Annotated in this window: 21 protein-coding genes and 1 pseudogene; 12 read left to right on the top strand and 10 right to left on the bottom strand. The window is 70.1% G+C overall.

All coding sequences use genetic code 11. The features are described 5' to 3' along the window. Positions 1 to 37: 37 nt before the first annotated feature. Complete coding sequence (locus LRD69_RS06475) at positions 38 to 448, bottom strand: DUF3574 domain-containing protein (protein ID WP_277329644.1); 411 nt, start codon at positions 446 to 448, stop codon at positions 38 to 40. Between the two features lie 326 nt (positions 449 to 774). Between LRD69_RS06475 and LRD69_RS06470 the strand changes: the two genes are divergently transcribed. After that, positions 775 to 1,506: a hypothetical protein gene (locus LRD69_RS06470; protein WP_277325590.1), complete on the top strand. Its 732-nt coding sequence runs from the start codon at positions 775 to 777 to the stop codon at positions 1,504 to 1,506. A 32-nt stretch (positions 1,507 to 1,538) separates the two neighbouring features. Further along, positions 1,539 to 1,624, top strand: a pseudogene (locus tag LRD69_RS06465). 281 nt (positions 1,625 to 1,905) lie between these two features. Here LRD69_RS06465 and LRD69_RS06460 read toward each other — a convergent pair. Both LRD69_RS06460 and LRD69_RS06455 read right to left on the bottom strand, forming a co-directional pair. Then, complete coding sequence (locus tag LRD69_RS06460; RefSeq protein WP_277325589.1) at positions 1,906 to 2,559, bottom strand: peptidase; 654 nt, start codon at positions 2,557 to 2,559, stop codon at positions 1,906 to 1,908. Further along, positions 2,556 to 3,767 (bottom strand): pyridoxal phosphate-dependent aminotransferase, encoded by a 1,212-nt coding sequence (locus LRD69_RS06455; protein WP_277325588.1) that lies wholly within the window; start codon positions 3,765 to 3,767, stop codon positions 2,556 to 2,558. Before LRD69_RS06455 ends, LRD69_RS06460 begins: the two co-directional genes overlap by 4 nt. 86 nt (positions 3,768 to 3,853) lie before the next feature. Here LRD69_RS06455 and LRD69_RS06450 point away from each other — a divergent pair, with 86 nt between their 5' ends. The 4 genes from LRD69_RS06450 (at position 3,854) to LRD69_RS06435 (ending at position 6,363) form a co-directional block, all read left to right on the top strand. Next, positions 3,854 to 4,522 (top strand): helix-turn-helix domain-containing protein, encoded by a 669-nt coding sequence (locus tag LRD69_RS06450; protein WP_277325587.1) that lies wholly within the window; start codon positions 3,854 to 3,856, stop codon positions 4,520 to 4,522. A 110-nt stretch (positions 4,523 to 4,632) separates the two neighbouring features. Beyond that, positions 4,633 to 5,175, top strand: a complete 543-nt coding sequence (locus LRD69_RS06445) for a cupin domain-containing protein (protein ID WP_277325586.1) — start codon at positions 4,633 to 4,635, stop codon at positions 5,173 to 5,175. A gap of 112 nt (positions 5,176 to 5,287) precedes the next feature. Next, positions 5,288 to 5,782 carry a hypothetical protein gene (locus tag LRD69_RS06440; RefSeq protein ID WP_277325585.1) on the top strand — a complete coding sequence of 165 codons (495 nt, stop codon included), beginning with the start codon at positions 5,288 to 5,290 and terminating at the stop codon, positions 5,780 to 5,782. Beyond that, positions 5,716 to 6,363 carry a uridine kinase gene (locus LRD69_RS06435; protein ID WP_277325584.1) on the top strand — a complete coding sequence of 216 codons (648 nt, stop codon included), beginning with the start codon at positions 5,716 to 5,718 and terminating at the stop codon, positions 6,361 to 6,363. The genes LRD69_RS06440 and LRD69_RS06435 overlap by 67 nt, the downstream gene beginning before the upstream one ends. 14 nt (positions 6,364 to 6,377) lie before the next feature. Here the strand turns inward: LRD69_RS06435 and LRD69_RS06430 are convergent, their stop codons facing one another. The 5 genes from LRD69_RS06430 to LRD69_RS06410 form a co-directional block, all read right to left on the bottom strand. After that, positions 6,378 to 7,283, bottom strand: coding sequence for a PfkB family carbohydrate kinase (locus LRD69_RS06430; protein ID WP_277325583.1), 906 nt, complete (start codon positions 7,281 to 7,283; stop codon positions 6,378 to 6,380). Next, positions 7,280 to 8,260 carry a pseudouridine-5'-phosphate glycosidase gene (locus tag LRD69_RS06425; RefSeq protein WP_277325582.1) on the bottom strand — a complete coding sequence of 327 codons (981 nt, stop codon included), beginning with the start codon at positions 8,258 to 8,260 and terminating at the stop codon, positions 7,280 to 7,282. The genes LRD69_RS06430 and LRD69_RS06425 overlap by 4 nt, the downstream gene beginning before the upstream one ends. A 157-nt stretch (positions 8,261 to 8,417) precedes the next feature. Continuing rightward, entirely contained in the window at positions 8,418 to 9,713 is a 1,296-nt protein-coding gene (locus LRD69_RS06420) for an MFS transporter (RefSeq protein WP_277325581.1), read from the bottom strand. An 87-nt stretch (positions 9,714 to 9,800) separates the two neighbouring features. Further along, positions 9,801 to 10,367 carry a methylated-DNA--[protein]-cysteine S-methyltransferase gene (locus LRD69_RS06415; protein WP_277325580.1) on the bottom strand — a complete coding sequence of 189 codons (567 nt, stop codon included), beginning with the start codon at positions 10,365 to 10,367 and terminating at the stop codon, positions 9,801 to 9,803. Positions 10,368 to 10,424: 57 nt separating this feature from the next. Further along, entirely contained in the window at positions 10,425 to 11,384 is a 960-nt protein-coding gene (locus LRD69_RS06410) for a glycerophosphodiester phosphodiesterase family protein (protein ID WP_277325579.1), read from the bottom strand. 214 nt (positions 11,385 to 11,598) lie between these two features. Between LRD69_RS06410 and LRD69_RS06405 the strand changes: the two genes are divergently transcribed. The 5 genes from LRD69_RS06405 to LRD69_RS06385 all read left to right on the top strand — a co-directional run bounded on the left by LRD69_RS06405 (position 11,599) and on the right by LRD69_RS06385 (position 18,819). Further along, complete coding sequence (locus LRD69_RS06405) at positions 11,599 to 12,480, top strand: MHYT domain-containing protein (protein ID WP_277325578.1); 882 nt, start codon at positions 11,599 to 11,601, stop codon at positions 12,478 to 12,480. Positions 12,481 to 12,521: 41 nt separating this feature from the next. Next, the gene (uvrB, locus tag LRD69_RS06400) at positions 12,522 to 14,651 is read left to right on the top strand and encodes an excinuclease ABC subunit UvrB (RefSeq protein ID WP_277325577.1); all 2,130 of its coding nucleotides are present in this window, start codon (positions 12,522 to 12,524) and stop codon (positions 14,649 to 14,651) included. Positions 14,652 to 14,781: 130 nt separating this feature from the next. Beyond that, the gene (locus LRD69_RS06395) at positions 14,782 to 15,360 is read left to right on the top strand and encodes a TerD family protein (protein ID WP_277325576.1); all 579 of its coding nucleotides are present in this window, start codon (positions 14,782 to 14,784) and stop codon (positions 15,358 to 15,360) included. Positions 15,361 to 15,469: 109 nt separating this feature from the next. Further along, complete coding sequence (locus tag LRD69_RS06390) at positions 15,470 to 17,410, top strand: TerD family protein (protein ID WP_277325575.1); 1,941 nt, start codon at positions 15,470 to 15,472, stop codon at positions 17,408 to 17,410. Positions 17,411 to 17,826: 416 nt separating this feature from the next. Beyond that, positions 17,827 to 18,819, top strand: a complete 993-nt coding sequence (locus LRD69_RS06385; protein WP_277325574.1) for a TerC family protein — start codon at positions 17,827 to 17,829, stop codon at positions 18,817 to 18,819. A 46-nt stretch (positions 18,820 to 18,865) separates the two neighbouring features. On the opposite strand, the gene LRD69_RS06380 is transcribed toward LRD69_RS06385, so the two are convergent. Together LRD69_RS06380 and LRD69_RS06375 are read right to left on the bottom strand one after the other, a co-directional pair. Further along, positions 18,866 to 19,522 (bottom strand): MBL fold metallo-hydrolase, encoded by a 657-nt coding sequence (locus LRD69_RS06380; RefSeq protein ID WP_277325573.1) that lies wholly within the window; start codon positions 19,520 to 19,522, stop codon positions 18,866 to 18,868. A 10-nt stretch (positions 19,523 to 19,532) separates the two neighbouring features. Beyond that, entirely contained in the window at positions 19,533 to 20,222 is a 690-nt protein-coding gene (locus LRD69_RS06375; protein WP_277325572.1) for a maleylpyruvate isomerase family mycothiol-dependent enzyme, read from the bottom strand. A 174-nt stretch (positions 20,223 to 20,396) separates the two neighbouring features. On the opposite strand from LRD69_RS06375, the gene uvrA reads away from it, so the two are divergent. Next, complete coding sequence (uvrA, locus tag LRD69_RS06370; protein WP_277325571.1) at positions 20,397 to 23,414, top strand: excinuclease ABC subunit UvrA; 3,018 nt, start codon at positions 20,397 to 20,399, stop codon at positions 23,412 to 23,414. Positions 23,415 to 23,457 lie beyond the last annotated feature (43 nt).

The raw sequence follows: 23,457 nt of genomic DNA, 5'->3' as shown, positions 1-23,457 counted from the left end.
GTGCGGCTGCCCGCACGCTTCGCAGGGGTGGCGGTACTCAGAAGTCGGCGGTCGTGCGCTCTTCCAGCCGGGCCACCGAGTCCTGGGCGTAGGCATTCTCGTACGCGTTGCGGATCCGCTCGATCTGCGGGTCGCGCAGGCGTGCCTCGGTCGCCGGGTACAGCAGGATCAGTACATGACTGCGCTCCCGCTCGATCACTCCGTGGGAGTCCCGCCACTGACCGCGGCCGTCCTGGATGGTCAGGCCTCGCGGAAAGCGTGGGGTGACCTCCTCGTCGACGAAGGCCAGGAACTGACGGTCGGTCACATCGGGCCCGCCGTCCGGGCGTTCGGTGCCGAAGAAGAGCCGGGTCTCGATGTAGGCCTTGCCGCGTGTGGCGACGGTCGACGCGGCGGGCCGAGAACCTGCGGGCGCGTCGCTGCCGAGCGTGGCGTAGGCGACGGGCATGCCCACGGCCAGTACGGCGAGAGCGGCGGCCGCCGCGGTGAGCACGGTGTGCTGCTTCGGACCGTGCGGGCGGTCGTTGCTGTGAGGGCTGGTCGCAGGGGGAGGGAGCGGCAAGGGAGGGGCTTTCGTTCGGAGGGCGAGGGCGCGGGGCTTGCGCGCGGCCCACTGTGGCAAGCGACCTCCGCCGGAGAAGTGCCGGACATGGCTGTCCCATGGAAACCACCCGTACCGGTGACGGCATGAATGCGGCAGGCGGGATTGCGTGCTGAAGCCCTTCGCCAAAAACCCTTCGTTGCAGGTGGGTTGCCGGTGCTAGCTTCCTCCACGTGGCGAAACTCAATCAGATCATCGCAGTGGAGAAAGGCGTCAAGGCCAAGGCTCACCAGGACCTGACGGCGGCGCATCACGGCCTCCAGAAGGCCGGGCTGCTGGCCGGAATCTCCCGGACCTACCAGCCGAAGGACGAGGAGGGCGAGCAGCTTCCGCCCGAATCGACGCTGGTGCAGATCAAAGCCGAGGACGTGCTGCGGAACACCGCGGCGACGCTGACCCGGCTGTTCGACGTGACCGCCACGAAGGACTGGGCGAACTGTGCGGCCCGCGCGGATGTGACGGTCGACGGCCGGGTGCTCGTGGCCGATGTCCCGGTGTCGTACCTGCTGTTCCTGGAGAAGCAGCTGACCGACGTCAACACGTTCGTGCGCAAGCTGCCGGTGCTCGACGCCGCCGAGGCGTGGACGCAGGACCCCTCGACGGACTCCTGGAAGACCGAGCCGGTCCGGACGCTCCGTACGAAGAAGGTGCCCCGCAACCATGTGAAGGCGGAGGCCACCGAGAAGCACCCGGCGCAGGTCGAGGTGTACTACGAGGACGTTCCGATCGGATACTGGACGACCGTGAAGTTCTCCGGGGCACTGCCCGCGCGGCGCATCAATGAACTCCTGGACCGGGTGGAGAAGCTCCAGCAGGCCGTGAAGTTCGCCCGCGAGGAAGCCAACGGCGTGGACGTCACCGACCAGCGGGTGGGTGATGCGGTATTCGGTTACCTCTTCGGGTAGCCGACCATGGATTCCCCGGCCACATGGTTGCGGCCGGGGTGCGCGAGGAGCGCAAGCTGAAACTGAAGCTTGTCGTGACGACGCGGTTCCAGTGGAGGTTCGAGTCCTCCCCCCGGCATTCGCGTACTTTCCCTGTACGTGAACGGGCCGGGGTAGCCCAAATGGCAGAGGCAGACCGCGATCAATCTCAGACTCTTGCTCCAGACTCAGCATTCGCCGCCGATCGCCGGATCGAATGGGCTCGGGCCCATGCGCGTCGAGATGTTGGTTCGACTCCAACCCGCGGAGCTTCGGTCTGCGGTCGTCTAAAGGAAGGACGCGGCGACATTACGACTGACCCGGGCTCTTAAAAGTGCCGGCGTGCCGAACGGGCGGCATCACTCAGGGCCCGGGGGCCGGCTACGCCCCCGGGTCCGCTCCCGTTCCGGACCTCTGCCGTGCGCCGTCGGCGAGTGACACCCCGCGCCCGGCGAAGAACCGCTCGAAGTCCGCGAGGGGCAGTTCCGCGGCCCGGGTCATGGCCGTCGTGCCCGACGGGTTGTGGAAGTGCACCCCGCCGCCGTCCGGCGTACGGGACGTCAGCAGCACCAGATGACCGCCCCGCCCCGGAGCGGGCTGGTGCGGACGCCGGATCGCGTAATGCACCGACGCCATCACCGCCCGCCCCTCGTCCAGCAGAGCCACGATCTCGTCCGTCGACAGGTGCCGGTGGACGACCGCGTCGAGGCCGTGCACCTCACGTGCGTACTCCGCGAACGGGGCGTAGATCAGACCCCGGATCGTCCCCTCCGCATCCTCGGTGTACGCGCCGCACTTGAGCGCCCCGTCGCGCAGGGCGAACAGCGACGGGGCGCCGGTGCCCAGTGCCATGCGCAGACAGGTCATACCGCACAGATGACCTGCCCAGCGCGCGTACTCGGCGGGCGATTCCGCGCCCGAGTCCGCCCATCCCGGATCGGCGGCCGGATCGAGTCCGCCCTCGACGATCGGACCGACGAGTTCGGGCGAGGCGAACTGTGTATGGACGAGGACCCCGCAGGCGGGACAGGTCACTGACGGTATCCGTTCAGGAAGCGGCCGATGCGGCTGATCGCCGCGTCCAGATCGTCGGCGTGAGGGAGGGTCAGGATCCGGAAGTGGTCGGGACGCGGCCAGTTGAAACCGGTGCCCTGCACCACCTGGATCTTCTCACGCAGGAGCAGGTCGAGGACGAACTTCTCGTCATCGATGATGTGGTGCACCTTCGGGTCGATGCGCGGGAACGCGTACAGCGCACCCTTCGGCTTCACGCACGACACCCCGGGGATCTCGTTCAGCTTCTCCCAGGCCCGGTTGCGCTGCTCGTACAGCCTGCCGCCCGGCGCCACCAGCTCCCGGATGGACTGCCGGCCGCCGAGGGCGGCCTGAATGGCGTACTGGGCGGGCGCGTTCGGGCACAGCCGCATGGAGGCGAGCATCGTCAGGCCCTCCAGATAGTTGCTCGCGTGCTGCTGCGGGCCCGACACCACCATCCAGCCCGAGCGGAACCCTGCCACCCGGTATGTCTTCGACAGACCGCTGAAGGTGAGGCAGACCAGGTCGGGGGCGAGGACCGCGACACTGTGGTGCTCGGCGTCGTCGTACAGGATCTGGTCGTAGATCTCGTCGGCGAGGACCAGCAGGCCGTGCCTGCGCGCCAGGTCGAGGATGCCTTCGAGGATCTCGCGGGGATAGACGGCACCGGTCGGGTTGTTCGGGTTGATGATCACGACGGCCTTGGTGCGGTCGGTGATCTTCGACGCCAGGTCGCCGAGGTCCGGATTCCAGTCCGACGCCTCGTCGCAGGTGTAGTGCACGGCCCTGCCGCCCGCGAGGGTGACGACGGCGGTCCACAGCGGGTAGTCGGGCGACGGGATCAGCACCTCGTCGCCGTCCTCCAGCAGCGCCTGCACGGACATCGAGATCAGCTCGGACACACCGTTGCCGAGGAAGATGTCGTCCACCCCGACGTCGGTCAGCCCCATCGCCTGGTAGCGCTGCGCCACCGCGCGGCGGGCGGAGAGGATGCCGCGCGAATCGCTGTAGCCGTGGGCCTGGGGGAGCATCCGGATCATGTCCTGGACGATTTCCTCCGGCGCCTCGAAACCGAAGAGCGCGGGGTTGCCGGTGTTGAGGCGGAGCACGCTGTGGCCCGCCTCCTCCAGGGCGTTGGCGTGCTCGATGACCGGGCCCCGGATCTCGTAACAGACCTCGTTGAGCTTGCTGGACTGCCGGAACTCCATGCGGTGGCCTCCCCGATCCGATTGCGATACTTGGTTTTACCAAGCCTGAGCTTGGAAAGTCCAACAACATGTCTAGACTGCGTCGCATGCCACGTCAGCAGCAGCCATCCGCACGCACTGCGCGCCGCCGGAGTTACGACCAGTTCTGCGCCACCGCCCGGGCCCTCGACTCCGTCGGCGACCGGTGGACGCTGCTGATCGTCCGCGAACTGCTGGCGGGGCCACGCCGCTACACCGATCTGCACGCGGACCTTCCCGGCGTCAGCACGGACGTCCTCGCGTCCCGGCTCAGGGACATGGAACAGGGCGGTCTGGTCACCCGTCGCCGGCTGCCGCCGCCCGCCGCCGCCTCGGTGTACGAACTGACCGGACGCGGCCATGAGTTGCTGCCGGTCCTGACCGCTCTCGCCGAGTGGGGGGCGCCCGCGATCGGTGAACGGCGGCCGACGGATGCGGTGCGGGCGCACTGGTTCGCGCTCCCGCTGCGGCGGGCGCTGGCTGGGCTGACCCATGAAGGGATCGTCGAAGTCCACCTCGACGAGGGGGAGTTCCACATCAGAGTGGGTGGACCGGATGTCGATGCGGGGGTGTACGGGGACGGGCCCGCCGCTCACGCCGACGCCCGGATCGCGCTCGATACCGAGCTCTGTCTCGCGCTCGGACGGGGCGAGTGCACGCTCGCCGAGGCGGTGAAGGACGGACGGATCGTGGTCGTGGGCGAGGGCCCGCTGGCCGGAGAGCTTCGGGGCGAATGACCGTCATGCGACTGCCGTACGGCCGTCGTGTCCGGATGATTCCGCGTATGAACTCCTGGGTAGCTTTGGGGCATTTGAGATCTCCTGGATGCCGAGGCGGAGGAGTTCGCGTGAGAATAGGCAGACAGCAGGAACGGCGAGACCGGCAGGAACGGCAGGAACGGCAGGAACGGCAGGAGCAGTACGGGCAGCAGCTCCGACTCGGCACGGCCCTGGCCGGGGGCGGGTGTGCGGCCGCGATCGAGTTCGTACCGCCGGCGGCCACGGCCGCGCCCGCCAGTGGGGTGAGCGGCACCGTGGTCGCGAAGGGCACGTCGACCGGGAAGCTGAACGTCAAGACGCCGAACGGCCGTACGGATGTGACCTTCCGGACGATCACCGTGGAGCCTGGTGGCTCCACCGGCTGGCACACCCACAGCGGTCAGGTGCTCGCGGTCGTCAAGTCGGGGACTCTGACGCGCACGCTGGACGACTGCTCGGTCGAGGTGATGGCCGCGGGCACGTCGTTCATCGAGCCGTCAGGCGCTGACCGCCCCCACATCGGACACAACCTGGGCACCGAGCCGGTCGTGCTCTGGGTGGCCTATCTGCTGCCCGAGGGCAGTGCACTCTCCGACGACGCCGATGCGGTGGACTCCGGCGCGAAGAAGTGACATGGCGCGAGACGCCCGCCCGCCGTCGCCGGCCGTCGGTCGACGAGCGTCTCCCCGCGCGCCCCGAAACCGGTGATCCGGACGAGGGGAACGAGACAGGAGCCGTACGGCCATGAACGGGGGCGAACCGCAGGACACGGACCGCGCGGACGGCCACTTCGACCCGGCGCGCCGTGCAGTCTTCGCTCAGCAGGAGCTGCTGCGTGTGCTCGCCACCCACTGCTCCGGATCCCGCGCGGAACTTCGCAGCCCCGCGGCGTGCGGTGACGACCGGTCACGGCCCGCGAGTGCGCCGGCCGACGCGGTCGCCGCGACCAAGGCCGTACTGCGCGGGCAGCCGCAGACCGCCCAGGGGCTGCTGGAGCGCGGCTCCCGGCGCATCGGGGCACCGGACACCGTCACCGGGTCATGGCCCGACGACATCGGACGCCTCGCCGAAGCGGCCGCCGCCCGCGAACCGGGCCTGCAGCCCCTCGCCGACCGCGTGGTGCGCCTCGCCCGGCGCGCTGACACACGGGCGAGAGGGGCGATGATGGACGGGTGCGACTTGAACCGATCACCTGGGAAAGGCTGGCCGAGGCGTTTGCCGCGCACGCCGAAGGGCTGAAGACGGCCGACGGCGGACCCTGGCTCAAGCTCGCCGTGGACGGCGCTCCGGCCGCGCGCACCGGAGAACTGGCGGAGCGCGTCGCAGAGGCGCTGCGGATCCGTGGCCGTGCGGTGCTCGTCGTGTCCACCGAGGGATTCCTGCGTCCTGCCAGCCTGCGCTACGAGTACGGCAAGGAGGACCCCGACTCGTACTTCGACAGCTGGTTCGACACGGGTGCGCTCTGGCGTGAGGTCTTCGGACCGCTGGAGGCGGGCGGCAGCGGGCGCGTGCTGCCCGATCTCTGGGACCCGGCGACGGACCGGGCCACCCGCAGCCCGTACCGGCAGCTCCCCGAAGGCGGTGTGCTGGTGGTGCACGGTCCGCTGCTGCTCGGGCACTGGTTCCCGTTCGACGCGAGCGTCCATCTGCGGCTGTCGCCGGGTGCGCTGCGACGGCGTACCGGGGAGAGCGAGCGGTGGACCCTTCCCGCCTTCGGGCGGTACGAGGACGAGGTGGGGCCCGCCGGGCGCGCGGACGTGGTCGTCCGGGCCGACGATCCGCTCCACCCCGCCTGGACCGGTCTGCCCCGGGAGGGCTAGGGCCTCTCGTTGGATCAGGCTGGATCAGGGAGCGGGCGGCCGCCCACCGTCGTGACCGCCTCGGCCCCCGACCGGCACCCCGCCGCAGCGGCCGTCGTGTCGTCCGCCCCCGCCAGCCGCGCGGCGAGGAAACCGCCGGTGAAGGCGTCGCCCGCCCCCGTCGAGTCCACCGCTCCGCGTACCGGGACAGCCGGCACGCGCCCGGTGACCGTCCCTCCGGTGGCCAGTAGCGCTCCCTCCTCGCCCAGGGTGACGACGACCTGCGGAATCACCAGGCTCAACTTGGCTGCGGCGTCGGCCGGTTCGGGAAGGCCGGTGAGCAGCCGGGCCTCGTCGGCGTTCGGCAGGAGCAACTGCGTCCCCTCCACGGCCGTCAGGAACGGACCGACGCCGAGCTCGGCGAGGAAGCCGGCGGAGGCGGGGTCCACACTCGCCGGGATCGACCGCCGCCGGGCCTCCCGCAGGGCGAGCAGGGTCGTGGCGCGACTGGTCTCGGCGAACAGGAGGTAGCCGGAGACGTGGAGGTGCGCGATGCCGTCGAGCATCGACGGCGACCAGTCGTCGGGGGCGAGCCGCAGCACGGCGCCGCTGTCGGTGAGGAAGGTGCGCTCGGCGGCGGCGTCGACGAGCGCGACGACGGTGGCGGTCGGCGCCTCGCCGTCCACGGCCAGCAGCGGACGTACCTCCGCCCGTCGCAGCGCCTCTTCGTGCCAGGCCGCGGAGTCGGCACCCACCCGGGCCAGCAGCCGCACGTCGCGGCAGCCCGAACGTGCCGCCCAGCAGGCGACATTGGCACCCGCCCCGCCCGGCAGCGTGCTGATCCGGGCCGCCGTGTCCGTACCGTGGACGAGAGCCGCCCCGTGCCGGGCCACCACATCCGTGACCACGTCCCCGACGACGAGAAGTCCGCCCTCGGTCACCGTCCGGACGCCCCTTTCGGCCCGGCCGTTCCCCGTTCCGCGGCGGCCCAGGCGAGGGCGATCCGCGCGGCGAGCGCCACGTTTCCGCGTACGGCCGCCAGGTTGGCCTCCAGCGAAGCACCGCCGGTGTGCTGCATCAGCTGGTCCAGCAGGAACGGTGTGACGGCCTGCCCCACGATGCCGCGCTCCCGGCACGCGTCCAGCGCCTGGGCCAGCACCCGGTCGTGCAGGGCGGGATCCAGCTGATCCTTCGGCGGTACGGGGTTGGCGACGATCAGTGCCGCGGCGGGGCCGCCCAGAGCGTCCCCGGCCTGCATCACCTGCGCGACCTCCTCCGGTGTATGCACCGTCCAGTCGACGGGCTCGCCCGAACTGCTCAGATAGAACCCGGGGAAGTGCTCCGTGCGGTAGCCGAGCACGCCGACCCCGAGCGTCTCCAGGCGCTGCAGTGTGGCCGGGACGTCCAGGATCGACTTCACGCCCGCACACACCACGGTGATGCCGGTGCGGGCGAGCAGCCGGAGATCCGCGGACTCGTCCTGGGTCGCGGTCCAGTCCCGGTGTACGCCGCCGAGGCCGCCGGTCGCGAAGACGCGCAGGCCCGCGCGCGCCGCGAGGAACGCCGTTGCGGACACGGTCGTCGCCCCGCTCGCTCCCGCCGCCAGTGCCGGTGCCAGGTCCCGGTGCCCCAGCTTCCGCACTGCCGGGTCCTCGGCGATCCGTTCCAACCGGGCCTTGTCCAGGCCGATATGGGCGCGTCCGTCCAGTACGGCGATGGTGGCGGGGACGGCGCCCGAGGAGCGCACGAGCTCCTCCAGTTCCTTCGCGACCTGCAGATTCCGGGGGCGCGGCAGGCCGTGCGCGATGATCGTCGATTCCAGGGCCACGACGGGGCAGTGCGCGGCGAGGGCCTCCTGCACCTCTTCGGAGAGGGCCGGTGCGTACGGGTGGGCGCTGTGCGGCGCATTCGGTGACATGTCCACATCCTTGTCGCGGCGGGACCGGCCTCAAACGTGCGCCGCGGCCCGAACGGCCGCCCCTCGGACCGCTCCTGAGGGCAGGACGCCGGTCCGGGTACCCCTGCCCGTCCCGCTCACCCTTCCCGTCGGCCCGGCCCGGCCCGCACCGGCCCGGTCAGGCTGCGGCGGCGGGCCGGGACAGTGCGCGGCGCAGCGCCAGTGCCGCCATCGGCAGCAACAGGCACGCGGCGGTCGCGTTCAGCGTGCCGTAGCCGGCCTGGGAGACGATCAGTCCGGCGACCGCACCGCCGATGCCGGCCGCCGTGTTCATGGTCAGATCCGACAGTCCCTGTACGGCGGCGCGGGCGGGCTGCGGTACGGAGTCGGTGAGGAGCGCGGAACCGGCGACCATCCCAGCCGACCAGCCGAGCCCGAGCACGAACAGGCCCGCGGCCGTCCGTCCGTGGCTGGCGCCCGCGGTGCCGGCCAGCAGCGCGGCGCAGGACAGCAGCCCGACCGCCAGACCGATCACGGCGAGCCGTCCGAAGCGGTCGGAGAGCCAGCCCATCACCGGCGAGAACGCGTACATGCCCGCGATGTGCCCGCTGATGACCAGGCCGATCAGCTGGAGGTCCGCGCCGTGGTGGCCCAGGTCGACCGGGGTCATCACCATGATCGAGACCATCGCGGTGTGCGACAGGGCCACCGTCACCAGCGCCAGCCGGGCCATCGGTGAGGCACGTACCGCAGCCAGGCCCGCACGCAGCGAACGGCCGCCCGCGGACCGGTCGTCCTGCGGGGCGAGCGCCCGGGCGGTGAGCAGCGGGTCGGGCCGCAGCAGCCCCCCGAGCACCGCCGCGGCGATCAGGAAGACGGCGGCCGCCAGGAGGAACGGTCCGGCCGTCTCGGATATGGAGGTGCCCCGGAAGAAACGGCCCGCCGGAGCCGCGATGTTGGGCCCGAGGACCGAACCGATCGTGGTGGCCCAGATGACGGTGGAGATCGCCCGGCCGCGACGGTCCGGCTCGGCCAGATCGGCGGCGGCGAACCGGGCCTGCAGATTGGCCGACGAACCGGCACCGAACCCGGCCATGCCGAGCAGCAGCAACGGGAAACTGCCCACGAGGGTGGAGAGGACCACCAGCCCCGCGCCCAGCGCACCGATCAGATACGCCAGCACGAGGCCGGGGCGCCGGCCCCGCGAGGTCATGAGCGCGGCCAGCGGCAGCGACAGCAGCGCCGTACCGGTCACGGACGCGGTCGGCGCGAGACCGGACAGCGACTCGGAGCCGCTCACCTGCGTCGCGAGCACGGGGGCCAGTGCGATGCCGGTGGGTACGCCGAGGCCGCCGAGAATCTGGCCGGCGACGAGCACGGCCGATGTCCGGCGCCGCAGGGCGGGCAACTGCGCCGCGGTGACGGGACGGCGCGGCCCGGTGGGGATGTCAGGTGCGTCGAGGGCGTTGGTCACTTACGGAGTGTGCCAGCTCGCACGCAGGTGTGAAAACGGCTCCGGCCGGGCGGGCGGCGGCGTGCCGTCCCCGAGCGGAGTGCGGCCTCAGAACAGCGGCTGTGGCAGTACCCCTTCCAGCGCCAGCAGCCGGCGCTTGGTCTCCAGACCGCCGCCGAATCCGCCGAGCCCACCGTCGCTCTCCACCACCCGGTGGCACGGCACCACGACCGGCAGCGGGTTGGACCCCATGGCCGCCCCGACCGCCTGGGCCGCGCCCGGCTGCCCCACCCGCTGGGCGAGATCCCCGTATCCGACGACCGTCCCGTACGGCACGCCCGCCGCGAGCTCGCGGAGCACCTGACGGTTGAAGCCGGACGTCAGCGACCAGTCCAGCGCGAGGGAGAACTCCCGCAGCGAACCTGCGAAGTAGGCCGCGAGCTGACGTATCGGCTCGGCGAGGCGGGCGGAGCCCGGTGACTCCACCGGCTCCGCACCGAGCCGGGCCCGCAGCTGCCCGAGCGCCTTGTCCCGCACCGGTGGGCCGGCGTGGAACACGACGCTCACCAGCCCGTCACCGGTCGCGGCAAGGAGCAGCGGCCCGATGTCGCTCCCGACGACGGCCCACTCGACAGTCCCGCCGACGCTCCTGTCGGCACCCCGGTCGCTGTTCATGGGAACCACCGTACGACCGGCCACTGACAACGGGGGAGGAGATGATCCGGACGGCCGTCAGCCGGTGGCGCCGCGCACCACGTCAGGGGCGTTGGTGATGATCCCGTCGACGTGGAAGCGGTTCACCTTCACCGCGGTCGCCGCGTCGTCGACCGTCCATGTGTTGACCCGGAGCTTCCTGCCGTGCGGACCCTTCAGCGCGTGCACGGCAGCCACGTAGCGCGCGCCGATCGATGCGTACGACGGGTTGATCTGGTCGGTGAACGCCGCGTACGCCTTCAGATCGGCAACCTTGGGGGTGCCGAGGAATCCGGTGGTGACGTCCGGACGCTGCTGGTGCACCTTCCTGACGCTGCCCGCACCGAAGCTCTGGATCACCAGCCTGTTCCTGGCGTGATCCGCGTCCAGCCACCCCTTGCGGCTCAGCACCCGCAGCGTCTCCCGCTCGATGCCCGGGTACATTTCCGGGCTCTTGATCTCCAGCAGCAGGTTCTGGTGGTTGTGCTCGATCCGGTCCAGGTACTGCTTGAGTGTGGGGACCCGGGTCCCGGTGTACCGGGTACCGAACCAGCTGCCCGCGTCCAGCCGGGCGATCTCCGCGGCCGTGAAGTCCTTGACCGCCCACGGTGCACGCTTCGGAAAGACCTTCTCGACGTCGGTGGTCCGCTTCAGGTCGGTGTCGTGGATGACGACCAGTACCCCGTCCCTTGTGCGCTGGACGTCGTTCTCCACCCACGCGAAGCCGAGACGTCCGGCCCGGTCGACGGCGGGCAGGGTGTTCTCCGGCGCGTAGGCCGACGCGCCCCGGTGGGCGAAGACGGCCGGGGCATCGGGCGGCTGCACGGCCCGTCTGCTCACGGCGGTCCGGAGGACACTCCCCGCCCTCGTGTCCGTGCGCGCACTCGCACCTGTCTCCGTGCCGGAGTCCGTGGCCTGCGAGTGGGGGATCAGCAGCAGCGCGCCGGCACCCAGCAGGGCGACGGCAGCGAGGGAGACGGTGGCGGTGCGTGCGTACACGTGTACTCCTTGCATCAGAGTTACGTTCGGGCCGAGGGTGACAGCCGCCCCCGAACGACGGGCCGGCGAGGGATGGCCACCGCATGAACGCAAGAGCCGGGACCGGGTCTGCGGCCGGTCGGCGTGCCGATAAAATGCAGCTCTTCTGTTTGTCTGCCGGGCGTCGCGCCTTAGGGTCACCCCGAACCCGGGCTTCCTCGAAGGGCGTACGAGCATGCAGGGCACAATCGACGGTTTCGGCTATGGGATGGTGACGCCCGCCGCGGCCTTCCTCATGGCGTGCCTCGGCGCGGCCCTGGGCCTCCGCTGCACGACGCGGTCGCTGCGGACCGAGCGCTCGTTCAAGGCCGGATGGCTCGCTCTCGGGGCGACGTCCATAGGCTCCGGCATCTGGACGATGCACTTCATCGCGATGACGGGGTTCAGCGTCGAAGACGTGCCGATCCGCTACGACACCCCGGTCAGCTTCGCCAGCCTGGCCGTCGCGATCGTCATGGTCGGCATCGGCATCTTCATCGTCGGCTACCGCGGCGCGACCCTCATGGCACTCGTCACCGGCGGCACCATCACCGGTCTCGGCGTCGCCACCATGCACTACCTCGGCATGGCAGGCATGCGGCTCCAGGGGCAGTTCGAGTACGACACGCTCACCGTCTCGCTCTCCGTCGTCATCGCCGTGGTCGCCTCGACGGTCGCGCTCTGGGCGGCCGTCTCCGTCCGCGGTTTCCTGCCCAGCCTCGGTGCCAGCGTGGTGATGGGCATCGCGGTGAGCGGGATGCACTACACGGGCATGGCCGCGCTCAGCGTCCATCTGCACCCCGTCACCGCGTCCGGCAGCGGGCCTACGGCGCCCCTGGTCCCGCTGTTGATCGGCCCGGGCTGCTTCCTCCTGCTCGCCGCGGTGGTCGTGATGTTCGACCCCCTGATGGTGATGGGCGACCAGGACTGGGACGACCCGGCGGGCCGCGGTGCCCACGGGGCCGGACGGCCCCCCGGTATCCCCGTACAGCGTCAGGTCCCGCGGTTCGGCACCTACGCCGACCCGGCGTCCTTCCATGCGCAGCATCACGAGGCCCCGCCGTCGCGGGACCGGTGACCGGACCCCGGTTGTCAGTGGGGGGGTCGTACGGTGGTTCCATGCGGCCCGTTTCGAAGATCGAACGTTCGGTGGCGCCTTTCGAGGTCGTCAGTCCCTATCAGCCCAGCGGCGACCAGCCGACGGCCATCGCCGAGCTGGAGCGGCGCATCCGGGCAGGTGAGAAGGACGTCGTGCTGCTCGGCGCGACCGGCACCGGTAAATCGGCGACCACCGCCTGGATGATCGAGAAGCTGCAGCGCCCCACCCTGGTGATGGCGCCGAACAAGACCCTCGCGGCCCAGCTGGCGAACGAGTTCCGGGAACTGCTCCCCAACAACGCCGTCGAGTACTTCGTCTCGTACTACGACTATTACCAGCCAGAGGCGTACATTCCGCAGTCGGACACGTACATCGAGAAGGATTCGTCGATCAACGACGAGGTCGAGCGGCTGCGCCACTCCGCGACGAATTCCCTGCTCACCCGCCGTGACGTGGTCGTGGTCGCCTCGGTCTCCTGCATCTACGGCCTCGGTACGCCACAGGAGTACGTGGACCGCATGGTCCCGCTGAAGGTGGGCGACGAGATCGACCGCGACCAGCTGTTGCGCCGCTTCGTCGAGATCCAGTACACGCGCAACGACATCGCATTCACCCGGGGCACCTTCCGGGTCCGCGGCGACACCATCGAGATCTTCCCGGTCTACGAGGAGCTCGCCGTCCGCATCGAGATGTTCGGCGACGAGATCGAGGCGCTGTCCACCCTCCATCCGCTCACCGGCGAGGTCATCAGCGAGGACAACGAGCTCTACGTCTTCCCCGCCAGCCACTACGTGGCGGGACCCGAGCGCATGGAGAAGGCGGTCAACGGCATCGAGCAGGAGCTGGAGCAGCGCCTCGCCGAGCTGGAGAAGCAGGGCAAGCTGCTGGAGGCCCAGCGGCTGCGGATGCGCACCACGTACGACATCGAGATGATGCGCCAGATCGGCACCTGCTCCGGTATCGAGAACTACTCGATGCACATGGACGGCCGTGAGCCCGGCACCGCCCCCAACACCCTCCTCGACTACTTCCCCGAGGACTTCCTGCTCGTCATCGACGAGTCGCACGTCACCGTGCCGCAGATCGGTGCGATGTACGAGGGGGACGCCTCCCGCAAGCGCAGCCTCGTCGACCACGGCTTCCGGCTTCCGTCCGCCCTCGACAACCGTCCTCTGAGGTGGGAGGAGTTCGTGGAGCGGATCGGCCAGACGGTCTATCTCTCCGCCACCCCGGGCAAGTACGAGCTGTCCCGCGGCGACGGGTTCGTGGAGCAGATCATCCGCCCCACCGGCCTCGTCGACCCGGAGGTCGTCGTCAAACCCACCGAGGGCCAGATCGACGACCTGGTGCACGAGATCCGCAAGCGCACCGAGAAGGACGAGCGGGTCCTGGTCACCACCCTCACGAAGAAGATGTCCGAGGACCTCACGGACTACTTCCTGGAGCTGGGCATCCAGGTCCGCTATCTGCACAGTGACGTCGACACCCTGCGCCGCATCGAGCTGCTGCGCGAACTGCGCGCCGGTGAGTACGACGTCCTGGTCGGGATCAACCTCCTGCGTGAGGGCCTCGACCTGCCCGAGGTGTCCCTGGTGGCCATCCTCGATGCCGACAAGGAGGGCTTCCTGCGCTCCGGGACGTCCCTCATCCAGACCATCGGCCGAGCGGCCCGCAATGTCTCCGGCCAGGTCCACATGTATGCGGACAAGATCACCCCGGCGATGGAGAAGGCCATCGACGAGACCAACCGCCGCCGGGAGAAGCAGATCGCGTACAACACCGAGCGCGGGATCGATCCGCAGCCGCTGCGCAAGAAGATCAACGACATCGTCGCGACGATCGCCCGCGAGGAGGTCGACACCGAGGAGCTGCTCGGCACCGGATACCGCCAGGGGAAGGGCGCCAAGGCCCCGGTCCCCGCGCTCGCCGGCAAGACGGGCAAGGCGGGAAAGGCGGCCGGATCCGCGAAGGCCGGCGCCGTGGTCACGGACCGGCCGGCGACCGAGCTCGCCGGGATCATCGAGGAGATGACCGACCGGATGCGGGCCGCCGCCGCGGACCTGCAGTTCGAGGTGGCCGCCCGGCTGCGCGACGAGGTCGGCGAGCTGAAGAAGGAGCTGCGGCAGATGCGTGAGGCGGGCCTGGCCTGACCCACCGCACCGGTGTGTTGCAAGACCGACACAAAAACGGTCCAAACCTGCTGCGCCTTACGCGTGACTGCGTAGGGTGCGGGGAAACCGCGCAGGACGGTTGCGGGGCAAGCAGGAGAGGGGACAGCGCGTGACGGTCAACATGACCAAGGGTCAGGCCATCAGCCTGCAGAAGAGCGACGGGGGGACCCTGACCGCGGTACGGATGGGGCTCGGCTGGCAGGCGGCGCCGCGCCGCGGTCTGTTCGGCTCACGCACCCGGGAGATCGACCTGGACGCGTCGGCGGTGCTGTTCGCCGACAAGCAGCCGGTCGACGTGGTCTTCTTCCGTCATCTCGTCAGTGACGACGGGTCGGTCAAGCACACCGGGGACAACCTGGTCGGCGGCGCCGGTTCGGGCGGCGACGACGAGGCGATCCTCGTCGATCTGCAGCGGGTGCCGGTCCACATCGACCAGATCGTCTTCACGGTGAACTCCTTCACCGGCCAGACGTTCCAGGAGGTGCAGAACGCCTTCTGCCGCATCGTCGACGAGACCAACGGCCAGGAGCTCGCCCGGTACACGCTCGACGGCGGCGGCCAGTACACCGCCCAGATCATGGCCAAGGTGCACCGCGCGGGCGCCGGGTGGCAGATGACCGCCCTCGGCAATCCCGCCAACGGCCGTACGTTCCAGGACCTGATGCCGACGATCCTGCCGCATCTGTAGGCACGGCCGGGCCGATCGGGTCCGTATCGGTACGCGCAGCTCCCGGTGGCATCGGCCGCCGGGAGCTGCACCACATGGCGCTGCGTCAATTCGTCGAGGGGACAGGGCAATGACGGCCGAGCTGGTCCGGGGGCAGAACCACACCTTGCCCCAGACCCGTCTGGAGATCCGGGTGTCGGCCGGTACGCCCGTCGTGGCCGGTGCCACGCTCGGCGACGAGCGCGGCACGGTGCACGGCATCGAGTGGATCGCCCACCCCGGATCGCCCCAACTGCCCGGACTCGAAGTGTCCAAGCAGGCCGCCGCCGACCACCGGCTGGCCGTGGACCTCGATGCCGTGCCCGCTGCGGTGCACCGCGTCACGGTGCTGCTGGCCCTGCCCATGGGGGCCGACGGCCCGGTCAGATTCGGAGCGGTCGCCGCGCCCTTCGTCGCCGTCACCGGTCTCGACGGCACCGAGATCGCCACCTTCACCCTCACCGGCCTGGACGCCGAATCCGCGGTGGCCGCCCTGGAGCTCTACCGCCGCCAGGGTGCCTGGAAGGTCCGTGCGGTCGGCCAGGGCTATGCGGGCGGCCTTGCCGCGATGCTCGCCGACCAGGGGGTGACCGCCGCGGCGGAGCTGGCCCGGTCGATCCACGAGGCGGTCGCCCGGGGCCTGGCCCGCTCGGTGGCGCCGCCCCCGCCCCGTACGCCGGAGGGCGACCGGGTCCGCCACAGTGCACCGGCCGGCGACCCGGCCCCGGCCGCCACCCCACAGGCCGACCCCGCACCGTCCCCGGTCACGGAGCCCACCACCGCCCCCGGCCCGGCCTCCGCCACAGGTCCGATCAACTACGCGCACCCCCGCCGCCAGGCCGCCGCACCCCCGCCGCCCCCGCCCACCGCACCGCCCGCCGAGCCGGGCCGGCCCGCCCCGCCCGTCGCCGGGGACGCGACCGGCTGGTCCATGGAGGAGCGCCTCTACAACCAGGTCTGGGGCATGTTCGAGGACCTGGCCCGCACCACCGCCGCGTACCGCAGCGCCGTCGACTTCGCCGAGTCCCGCATGGACCAGGAGCTCGACCGTGCGCTGTCCGACCCGCGCAACAGGATCGGCGGGGCGGGCGACCGTGCCCGCGAGGCGGCCCGCGCCAAGCGCGACCAGCTGACCGCCCGGGCCCGTGAGGCGCTGGACCGCGACCTCGCCCAGCTCGCGGCCGAGTCCGCCGTCGTCGAACCCGCGCTCCCCGCCGCGTTCGCGGGCTGGGACAACCCCGTCTGGCATTCCTACCGCGTCCCCATGGAGCTGCCCATGGCGCTGCGGATCGGCGATCTTCATCTGCCCGAGAGCACCGGTCTGCATATCCCGCTGCTCGTACGGCTGCCGTTGGAACGCGGCATCTGGGTCGACAGCGGGCGTACGGCCTCGGAAGCCGCTGCTCTGACCGATACGGGCCAGCTCCGCCGCCTCGCCATGGAGAACGCGGTGGCGCATGCGGCCCGGCTGCTCGCCGTCCACCCGGCGCACGAGTTCTCCGTTCATGTCATAGACCCCGCGGGCTCGGCTGCCGCGGCCCTCGCGCCGCTGGTGAACTCCGGGGTGCTCGCCGGGCCGCCCGCCGCAGGCGCCGGGGGCGTGGCAACGGTCCTCGCCCGTCTCACCCGACGGGTCGATCTGGTTCAGATGGCGATCCGGGCAGGCGCCACCGATTCGCTTCCACCGGACCTGGACACCGCCGAACAGCTGTTGATCGTCAACGACTTCCCGCACGGCTTCGACGACCGGGCCGTCACCCAGCTGCGCTATCTGGCCGACGAGGGACCTTCGGTCGGCGTCCATCTGATGATGGTCGCGGACAGGGAGGACGCGAGCGCCTACGGGCCGGTGCTCGATCCGCTGTGGCGGTCCCTGCTGAGGATCACCCCGGTCGCCGACGACCACCTGGCCGACCCCTGGGTCGGCCACGCCTGGACGTACGAGCCGCTGAGGACGCCGCCCGGCAGCCGGGTGCTCGAGCAGGTCCTCGCCCAGGTCGCCACCGCCCGGCGAACCGGCCGTCGCTCCTAAGGGCTGTCCCGTCATCCCTGGTGGATCAGCGCGCGGCGTCGGATGTGGTGCATCGCAAGGCGGAGGAGCGTCCTCATACCGGTCGTATCCGGGCGTTCCGGCAACGCGGCGAGGTGCCGCAGCTGTCGTCGTGCGCCCGCCAGGGATGACGGGACAGCCCCTAGGGCAGTGCCTCCTCGTAGCGCCGCCTACCTGGCGTTTTGAGGGATCTTTACCCTGTGCTTTACCTTTTCTTGGTGTTCCCTGTACTGTTCCTGGGACGGAGGGGAGTACTCCCTACGCGGCGTGCCCGTCAGTACGGACTGTGACCGGTCCCGGGGCGCCGGCCCGTGGTGCGCATCCCGTGCGCCCGGGTGGAAGAGACCTCCGGCAGCGACGACGCTGATCAGTAGCCGTAGCGAACTGCCGGAGGCGCAGTGGACGTTTCAGGAACCATCTGGGTGCTGACCATTCTCGGTCTGTCAGCCCTTGTTGCCATCGACTTCTTCATCGGGCGCAAGCCCCATGACGTGACGACGAAGGAAGCCGGAATCTGGACGGTCGTCTGGATCGTGCTCGCCGCGCTCTTCGGGCTCGGCCTGCTGGTCTCCGGCGAGAGTCAGGCGTCGGGCGAGTTCTTCGCCGGCTACATCACCGAGAAGTCGCTCAGCGTGGACAACCTCTTCGTGTTCGTCCTGATCATGGCGAAGTTCTCGGTGCCGTCCCACCTCCAGCAGCGCGTGCTGCTCGTCGGTGTGCTGATCGCCCTGGTTCTGCGAGCGATCTTCATCGCCGCGGGCGCCGCGGTCATCGCCAACTTCTCGTGGATCTTCTACATCTTCGGCGCGTTCCTGATCTATACCGCCTGGAAGCTCATCCAGGAGGCGCGGGGCGACGAGGAGGAGGACGAGTTCGAGGAGAACCGTCTCCTCAAGTCGATCGAGCGCCGCTTCGGCGTCGCCGACAGGTACCACGGCACGAAGCTCTTCATCAGGAACAACGGCAAGCGCGTCATGACGCCGTTGATGGTCGTGATGCTCGCCATCGGTACCACCGATGTGCTGTTCGCGCTGGACTCGATCCCGGCGATCTTCGGTCTGACCCAGGACCCGTACATCGTCTTCACCGCCAACGCCTTCGCCCTGATGGGGCTGCGGCAGCTGTACTTTCTGATCGGCGGTCTGCTCAAGAAGCTGGTGCACCTCAGCTACGGGCTCTCGGTCATCCTCGGCTTCATCGGCGTGAAGCTGGTGCTGCACGCCTTGCACGAGTCCGGGGTGCACGTCCCCGAGATCTCGATCCCCTTCTCGCTCGGCTTCATCTGCGCGGTGCTGGTGATCACCACGATCACCAGCCTCATCGCCAACAAGAAGCAGGAGGCGGCCGAGGCCGACCGGGCGGCGGAGAAGGGTTCCGGCGTCGAGGTCTGATGCCCGGGTGCGGGCGGGCGGCGGAACCGCCCGCCCGCACCCCGTGTCACCAGCCGCGTGCGCGCCACTCCGGCAGCTGCGGCCGCTCGTCTCCGAGCGTCGTGTCGTGGCCGTGGCCCGGGTAGACCCAGGTCTCGTCGGGCAGCTGGCCGAAGAGCTTGGTCTCCACGTCGTGGAGCAGGCTCGCGAACGCCTCGGGGTCCTTGTGCGTATTGCCGACCCCGCCGGGGAAGAGGCAGTCCCCGGTGAACAGATGCGGGGCGCCGTGCGGGTCGTCGTAGATCAGCGCGATCGAGCCCGGGGTGTGGCCGATCAGGTGGCGGGCGGTCAGCGTGACCTGACCCACCCGGATCGTGCCGTTGTCGTCGACGAGGACATCGGTCGGGACCGGGATGCCTTCGGCGTCGTAGCGCCCGGCGTACGTACGCGCGCCGGTGGCCGCCACCACCTCGCCCAGCGCCTGCCAGTGGTCTCCGTGCCGATGAGTGGTGACGACGGACGCGATGGAGTCGTCACCGATCAGCTGCAACAGGGTCCCGGCCTCGTTGGCCGCGTCGATCAGGAGCTGCTCGCCGGTGGCCCGGCAGCGCAGCAGATAGGCGTTGTTGTTCATCGGGCCGACGGCGACCTTGGAGATCATCAGATCCGTCAACTCGTGTACATCCGCAGGTCCGCCGACCTTGACCGCTCCGCTGTACGTCATGTGTCTCAGCCTATAGCGGGGGCATTACGGGGAGGGTGCCGCCGTCCACGGTCAGCGCGGACCCGTCGCGGCGCCCGGAGAGCCAGCCCAGCAGCTCCGGCGCCGTGCCGCGGATCACGACGGGACCGCCTTCCGTGCCGCCGCCCGTGGTCCAGAGCTGGCCGTCGTCGGCGGCCAGGTCCGTGGACACGACCGCAGGATGGCCGTCGAACCGCTCCGCGAGGAAATCGATCTCACGGGCCACGAACTCGTCCGGCAGATCCTCCAGCTCGTACCCGATCCCCAGGTCCACGTGGTGCATCTCGACCTCGATCCGGCGGCGGAAGGGGAGGCGGGACGCCGAGTCGGTCACGCCGTTGCGCAGCGTGACCGTGCGCGACCAGTCGGCCGGCTCGGCGGCCGCGGCCAGGAAGAGGTCCGCGCTCTCGCGCGCATCCGCCAGCTGATCGGCGAGCGGCCGGGGTGCGTCGCGCTCGATGTCGCGCTCGCGGGTTTCGCTGTCTGCGTACATCGGACGACCCTGGAGAACATTTAGGAGCGCGTCGGCGTTACGAGAGAGGTGCGCAAGGACGTGGCCCCGGCTCCAGCCGGGCAGCCGGGACGGCTCGGCGATCGTGGTGTCGTCCAGTTTGCCCGTTGCGCTGAGGAGCCGATCGGTTGCTTCACGTACGGCTTCCAGGTCGTGCGCATGATCAGTCATGGGGCCGAGCCTAGCCTCGCCACTCAATCGGGTGAAGGAGTCATCGGGCGTCCGTAAATCGAATGCGCGTGCTATACGCTCGGAATCGAAAGCTTCGTACATCGCTGTGGCGCCCCCCATACCCTGGGACGGGGCTCAGTTCCCCCGCTTCTCTCCAGAAAGGTGCGGACCGGCGTGGTCGACCGTCTCATCGTCCGTGGCGCTCGCGAGCACAACCTCAAGAACGTCTCGCTCGACCTTCCCCGCGACTCCCTCATCGTCTTCACCGGGCTCTCCGGGTCGGGCAAGTCGTCCCTCGCGTTCGACACGATCTTCGCCGAGGGCCAGCGGCGGTACGTCGAGTCGCTCTCCTCGTACGCCCGGCAGTTCCTCGGCCAGATGGACAAGCCGGACGTCGACTTCATCGAGGGCCTCTCGCCCGCCGTCTCCATCGATCAGAAGTCGACCTCGCGCAACCCGCGCTCGACGGTCGGCACGATCACCGAGGTCTACGACTACCTCCGGCTGCTCTTCGCCCGGATCGGCAAGCCGCACTGCCCCGAGTGCGGCCGGCCGATCTCCCGCCAGTCGCCGCAGGCCATCGTCGACAAGGTGCTCGGCCTGCCCGAGGGCAGCCGTTTCCAGGTGCTGTCACCGCTGGTGCGCGAGCGCAAGGGCGAGTTCGTCGACCTTTTCGCCGATCTGCAGACCAAGGGCTACAGCAGGGCCCGGGTCGACGGCACGACCATCCAGCTCTCCGAGCCGCCCACGCTCAAGAAGCAGGAGAAGCACACCATCGAGGTGGTCATCGACCGTCTCACGGTGAAGGACAGCGCCAAGCGCCGGCTGACCGACTCGGTCGAGACCGCGCTCGGTCTGTCCGGCGGCATGGTCGTGCTCGACTTCGTCGACCTCCCCGAGGACGACCCCGAGCGTGAGCGGATGTATTCCGAGCACCTCTACTGCCCGTACGACGACCTCTCCTTCGAGGAGCTGGAGCCGCGCTCCTTCTCCTTCAACTCGCCGTTCGGCGCCTGCCCCGACTGCACGGGCATCGGTACGCGGATGGAGGTCGACCCGGAGCTGGTCGTCCCCGACGAGGAGAAGTCCCTCGACGAGGGGGCGATCCACCCCTGGTCGCACGGCCACACGAAGGAGTACTTCGGGCGGCTGATCGGCGCCCTCGCCGACGCCCTGGGATTCCGTACGGACATCCCGTGGGCGGGTCTGCCGCAGCGCGCCAAGAAGGCCCTGCTCCACGGCCACAAGATCCAGACCGAGGTCCGCTACCGCAACCGGTACGGGCGCGAGCGCGCCTACACCACCCCCGCCTTCGAGGGCGCGGTGCAGTTCGTCAAGCGGCGGCACTCCGAGGCCGAGAGCGACTCCAGCCGGGAGCGCTTCGAGGGCTACATGCGTGAGGTGCCCTGCCCGACCTGCGAGGGCACGAGGCTGAAGCCGATCGTCCTCGCGGTGACGGTGATGGAGAAGTCCATCGCCCAGATCTCCGCGATGTCGATCAGCGAGTGCGCCGAATTCCTCGGCCGGCTGAAGCTGAACGCCCGCGACAAGAAGATCGCCGAGCGCGTGCTGAAGGAGGTCAACGAGCGGCTGAGGTTCCTGGTCGACGTCGGCCTCGACTACCTCTCGCTGAACCGCGCGGCAGGCACCCTGTCCGGCGGCGAGGCACAGCGCATCCGGCTCGCCACCCAGATCGGCTCCGGACTCGTCGGTGTGCTGTACGTGCTGGACGAGCCGTCCATCGGACTCCACCAGCGCGACAACCACCGGCTGATCGAGACCCTGGTCCGCCTCCGCGACATGGGCAACACGCTCATCGTCGTCGAGCACGACGAGGACACCATCAAGGTCGCGGACTGGGTCGTCGACATCGGCCCCGGCGCCGGCGAGCACGGCGGCAAGGTGGTCCACTCCGGATCGCTCAAGGAGCTGCTGGCCAACGGCGATTCGATCACCGGTCAGTATCTGGTCGGCAAGAGGGCCATCCCGATGCCGGACATCCGGCGCCCGGCCGACCCGTCCCGCCGGCTCACGGTGCGCGGAGCCCGGGAGAACAACCTCCAGGACATCGACGTCTCCTTCCCGCTCGGTGTGCTCACGGCGGTCACCGGCGTCTCCGGCTCCGGAAAGTCGACGCTGGTCAACGACATCCTCTACACCCACCTGGCACGCGAGCTGAACGGCGCCAAGTCGGTCCCGGGCCGGCACACCCGGGTCGACGGCGACGATCTGGTCGACAAGGTGGTGCACGTCGACCAGTCGCCGATCGGCCGTACGCCCCGGTCCAACCCGGCGACGTACACCGGCGTCTTCGACCACGTCCGCAAGCTCTTCGCGGAGACGATGGAGGCGAAGGTGCGCGGCTATCTGCCGGGCCGCTTCTCCTTCAACGTCAAGGGCGGCCGTTGCGAGAACTGCTCCGGCGACGGCACGATCAAGATCGAGATGAACTTCCTGCCGGATGTGTACGTCCCGTGCGAGGTCTGCCACGGGGCGCGGTACAACCGGGAGACCCTGGAGGTCCACTACAAGGGCAAGTCCATCGCCGAGGTGCTGGACATGCCGATCGAGGAGGGCCTGGAGTTCTTCGAGGCCGTCCCGACGATCGCCCGCCATCTGCGTACGCTCCACGAGGTGGGCCTCGGATACGTCCGGCTCGGCCAGTCCGCGCCGACGCTCTCCGGCGGCGAGGCGCAGCGCGTGAAGCTCGCGAGCGAGCTGCAGAAGCGCTCCACCGGCCGCACGGTCTACGTCCTGGACGAGCCGACCACCGGACTGCACTTCGAGGACATCAGCAAGCTCATCAAGGTGCTGTCCGGGCTGGTCGACAAGGGCAACTCGGTGATCGTCATCGAGCACAACCTCGATGTCATCAAGACCGCGGACTGGGTCATCGACATGGGTCCCGAGGGCGGTAGCGGCGGCGGGCTGGTCATCGCCGAGGGCACCCCGGAGCAGGTCGCCACGGTGCCGGGGAGCCACACCGGCAAGTTCCTGCAGGGCGTCCTGGACGCGGACCGGGTGAGCGAGGCGGCGGTGCCGGCGGCGCGCAAGCCGGTGCGGAAGGCGTCGGCGAAGGCGGTGGCCGCGAAGTCGACCCCGGCCAGGAGGACGGCGACGGCCAAGACCGCGACGACAGCTGCGGCGAAGAAGCCTGCGGCCAAGAAGGCGACCCGCACGCGCAAGGTCTGACCTCTCGCACGGCAAGCACGACGGCGGCTCCCGGAAGGGGGCC

Origin of the sequence: Streptomyces sp. JH14 (genome assembly GCF_029428675.1) — a bacterium.
In the GTDB taxonomy this organism is placed as follows: Bacteria; Actinomycetota; Actinomycetes; order Streptomycetales; family Streptomycetaceae; genus Streptomyces.
The sequence above is the reverse complement of the archived record's forward strand: the minus strand, read 5'-3'. Positions and strand labels throughout refer to the sequence as shown.

What these genes read in the sequence shown, in the direction of transcription:
- LRD69_RS06415 (WP_277325580.1), bottom strand. Translation starts at nt 10,367, where the DNA reads ATGAACAGCGACCGGGGTGCCGACAGGAGCGTCGGCGGGACTGTCGAG.
- LRD69_RS06440 (WP_277325585.1), top strand. Translation starts at nt 5,288, where the DNA reads ATGAACGGGGGCGAACCGCAGGACACGGACCGCGCGGACGGCCACTTC.
- LRD69_RS06390 (WP_277325575.1), top strand. Translation starts at nt 15,470, where the DNA reads ATGACGGCCGAGCTGGTCCGGGGGCAGAACCACACCTTGCCCCAGACC.
- LRD69_RS06455 (WP_277325588.1), bottom strand. Translation starts at nt 3,767, where the DNA reads ATGGAGTTCCGGCAGTCCAGCAAGCTCAACGAGGTCTGTTACGAGATC.
- uvrB (WP_277325577.1), top strand. Translation starts at nt 12,522, where the DNA reads ATGCGGCCCGTTTCGAAGATCGAACGTTCGGTGGCGCCTTTCGAGGTC.
- LRD69_RS06405 (WP_277325578.1), top strand. Translation starts at nt 11,599, where the DNA reads ATGCAGGGCACAATCGACGGTTTCGGCTATGGGATGGTGACGCCCGCC.
- LRD69_RS06450 (WP_277325587.1), top strand. Translation starts at nt 3,854, where the DNA reads ATGCCACGTCAGCAGCAGCCATCCGCACGCACTGCGCGCCGCCGGAGT.
- LRD69_RS06380 (WP_277325573.1), bottom strand. Translation starts at nt 19,522, where the DNA reads ATGACGTACAGCGGAGCGGTCAAGGTCGGCGGACCTGCGGATGTACAC.
- LRD69_RS06375 (WP_277325572.1), bottom strand. Translation starts at nt 20,222, where the DNA reads ATGACTGATCATGCGCACGACCTGGAAGCCGTACGTGAAGCAACCGAT.
- LRD69_RS06475 (WP_277329644.1), bottom strand. Translation starts at nt 448, where the DNA reads ATGCCCGTCGCCTACGCCACGCTCGGCAGCGACGCGCCCGCAGGTTCT.
- LRD69_RS06425 (WP_277325582.1), bottom strand. Translation starts at nt 8,260, where the DNA reads ATGTCACCGAATGCGCCGCACAGCGCCCACCCGTACGCACCGGCCCTC.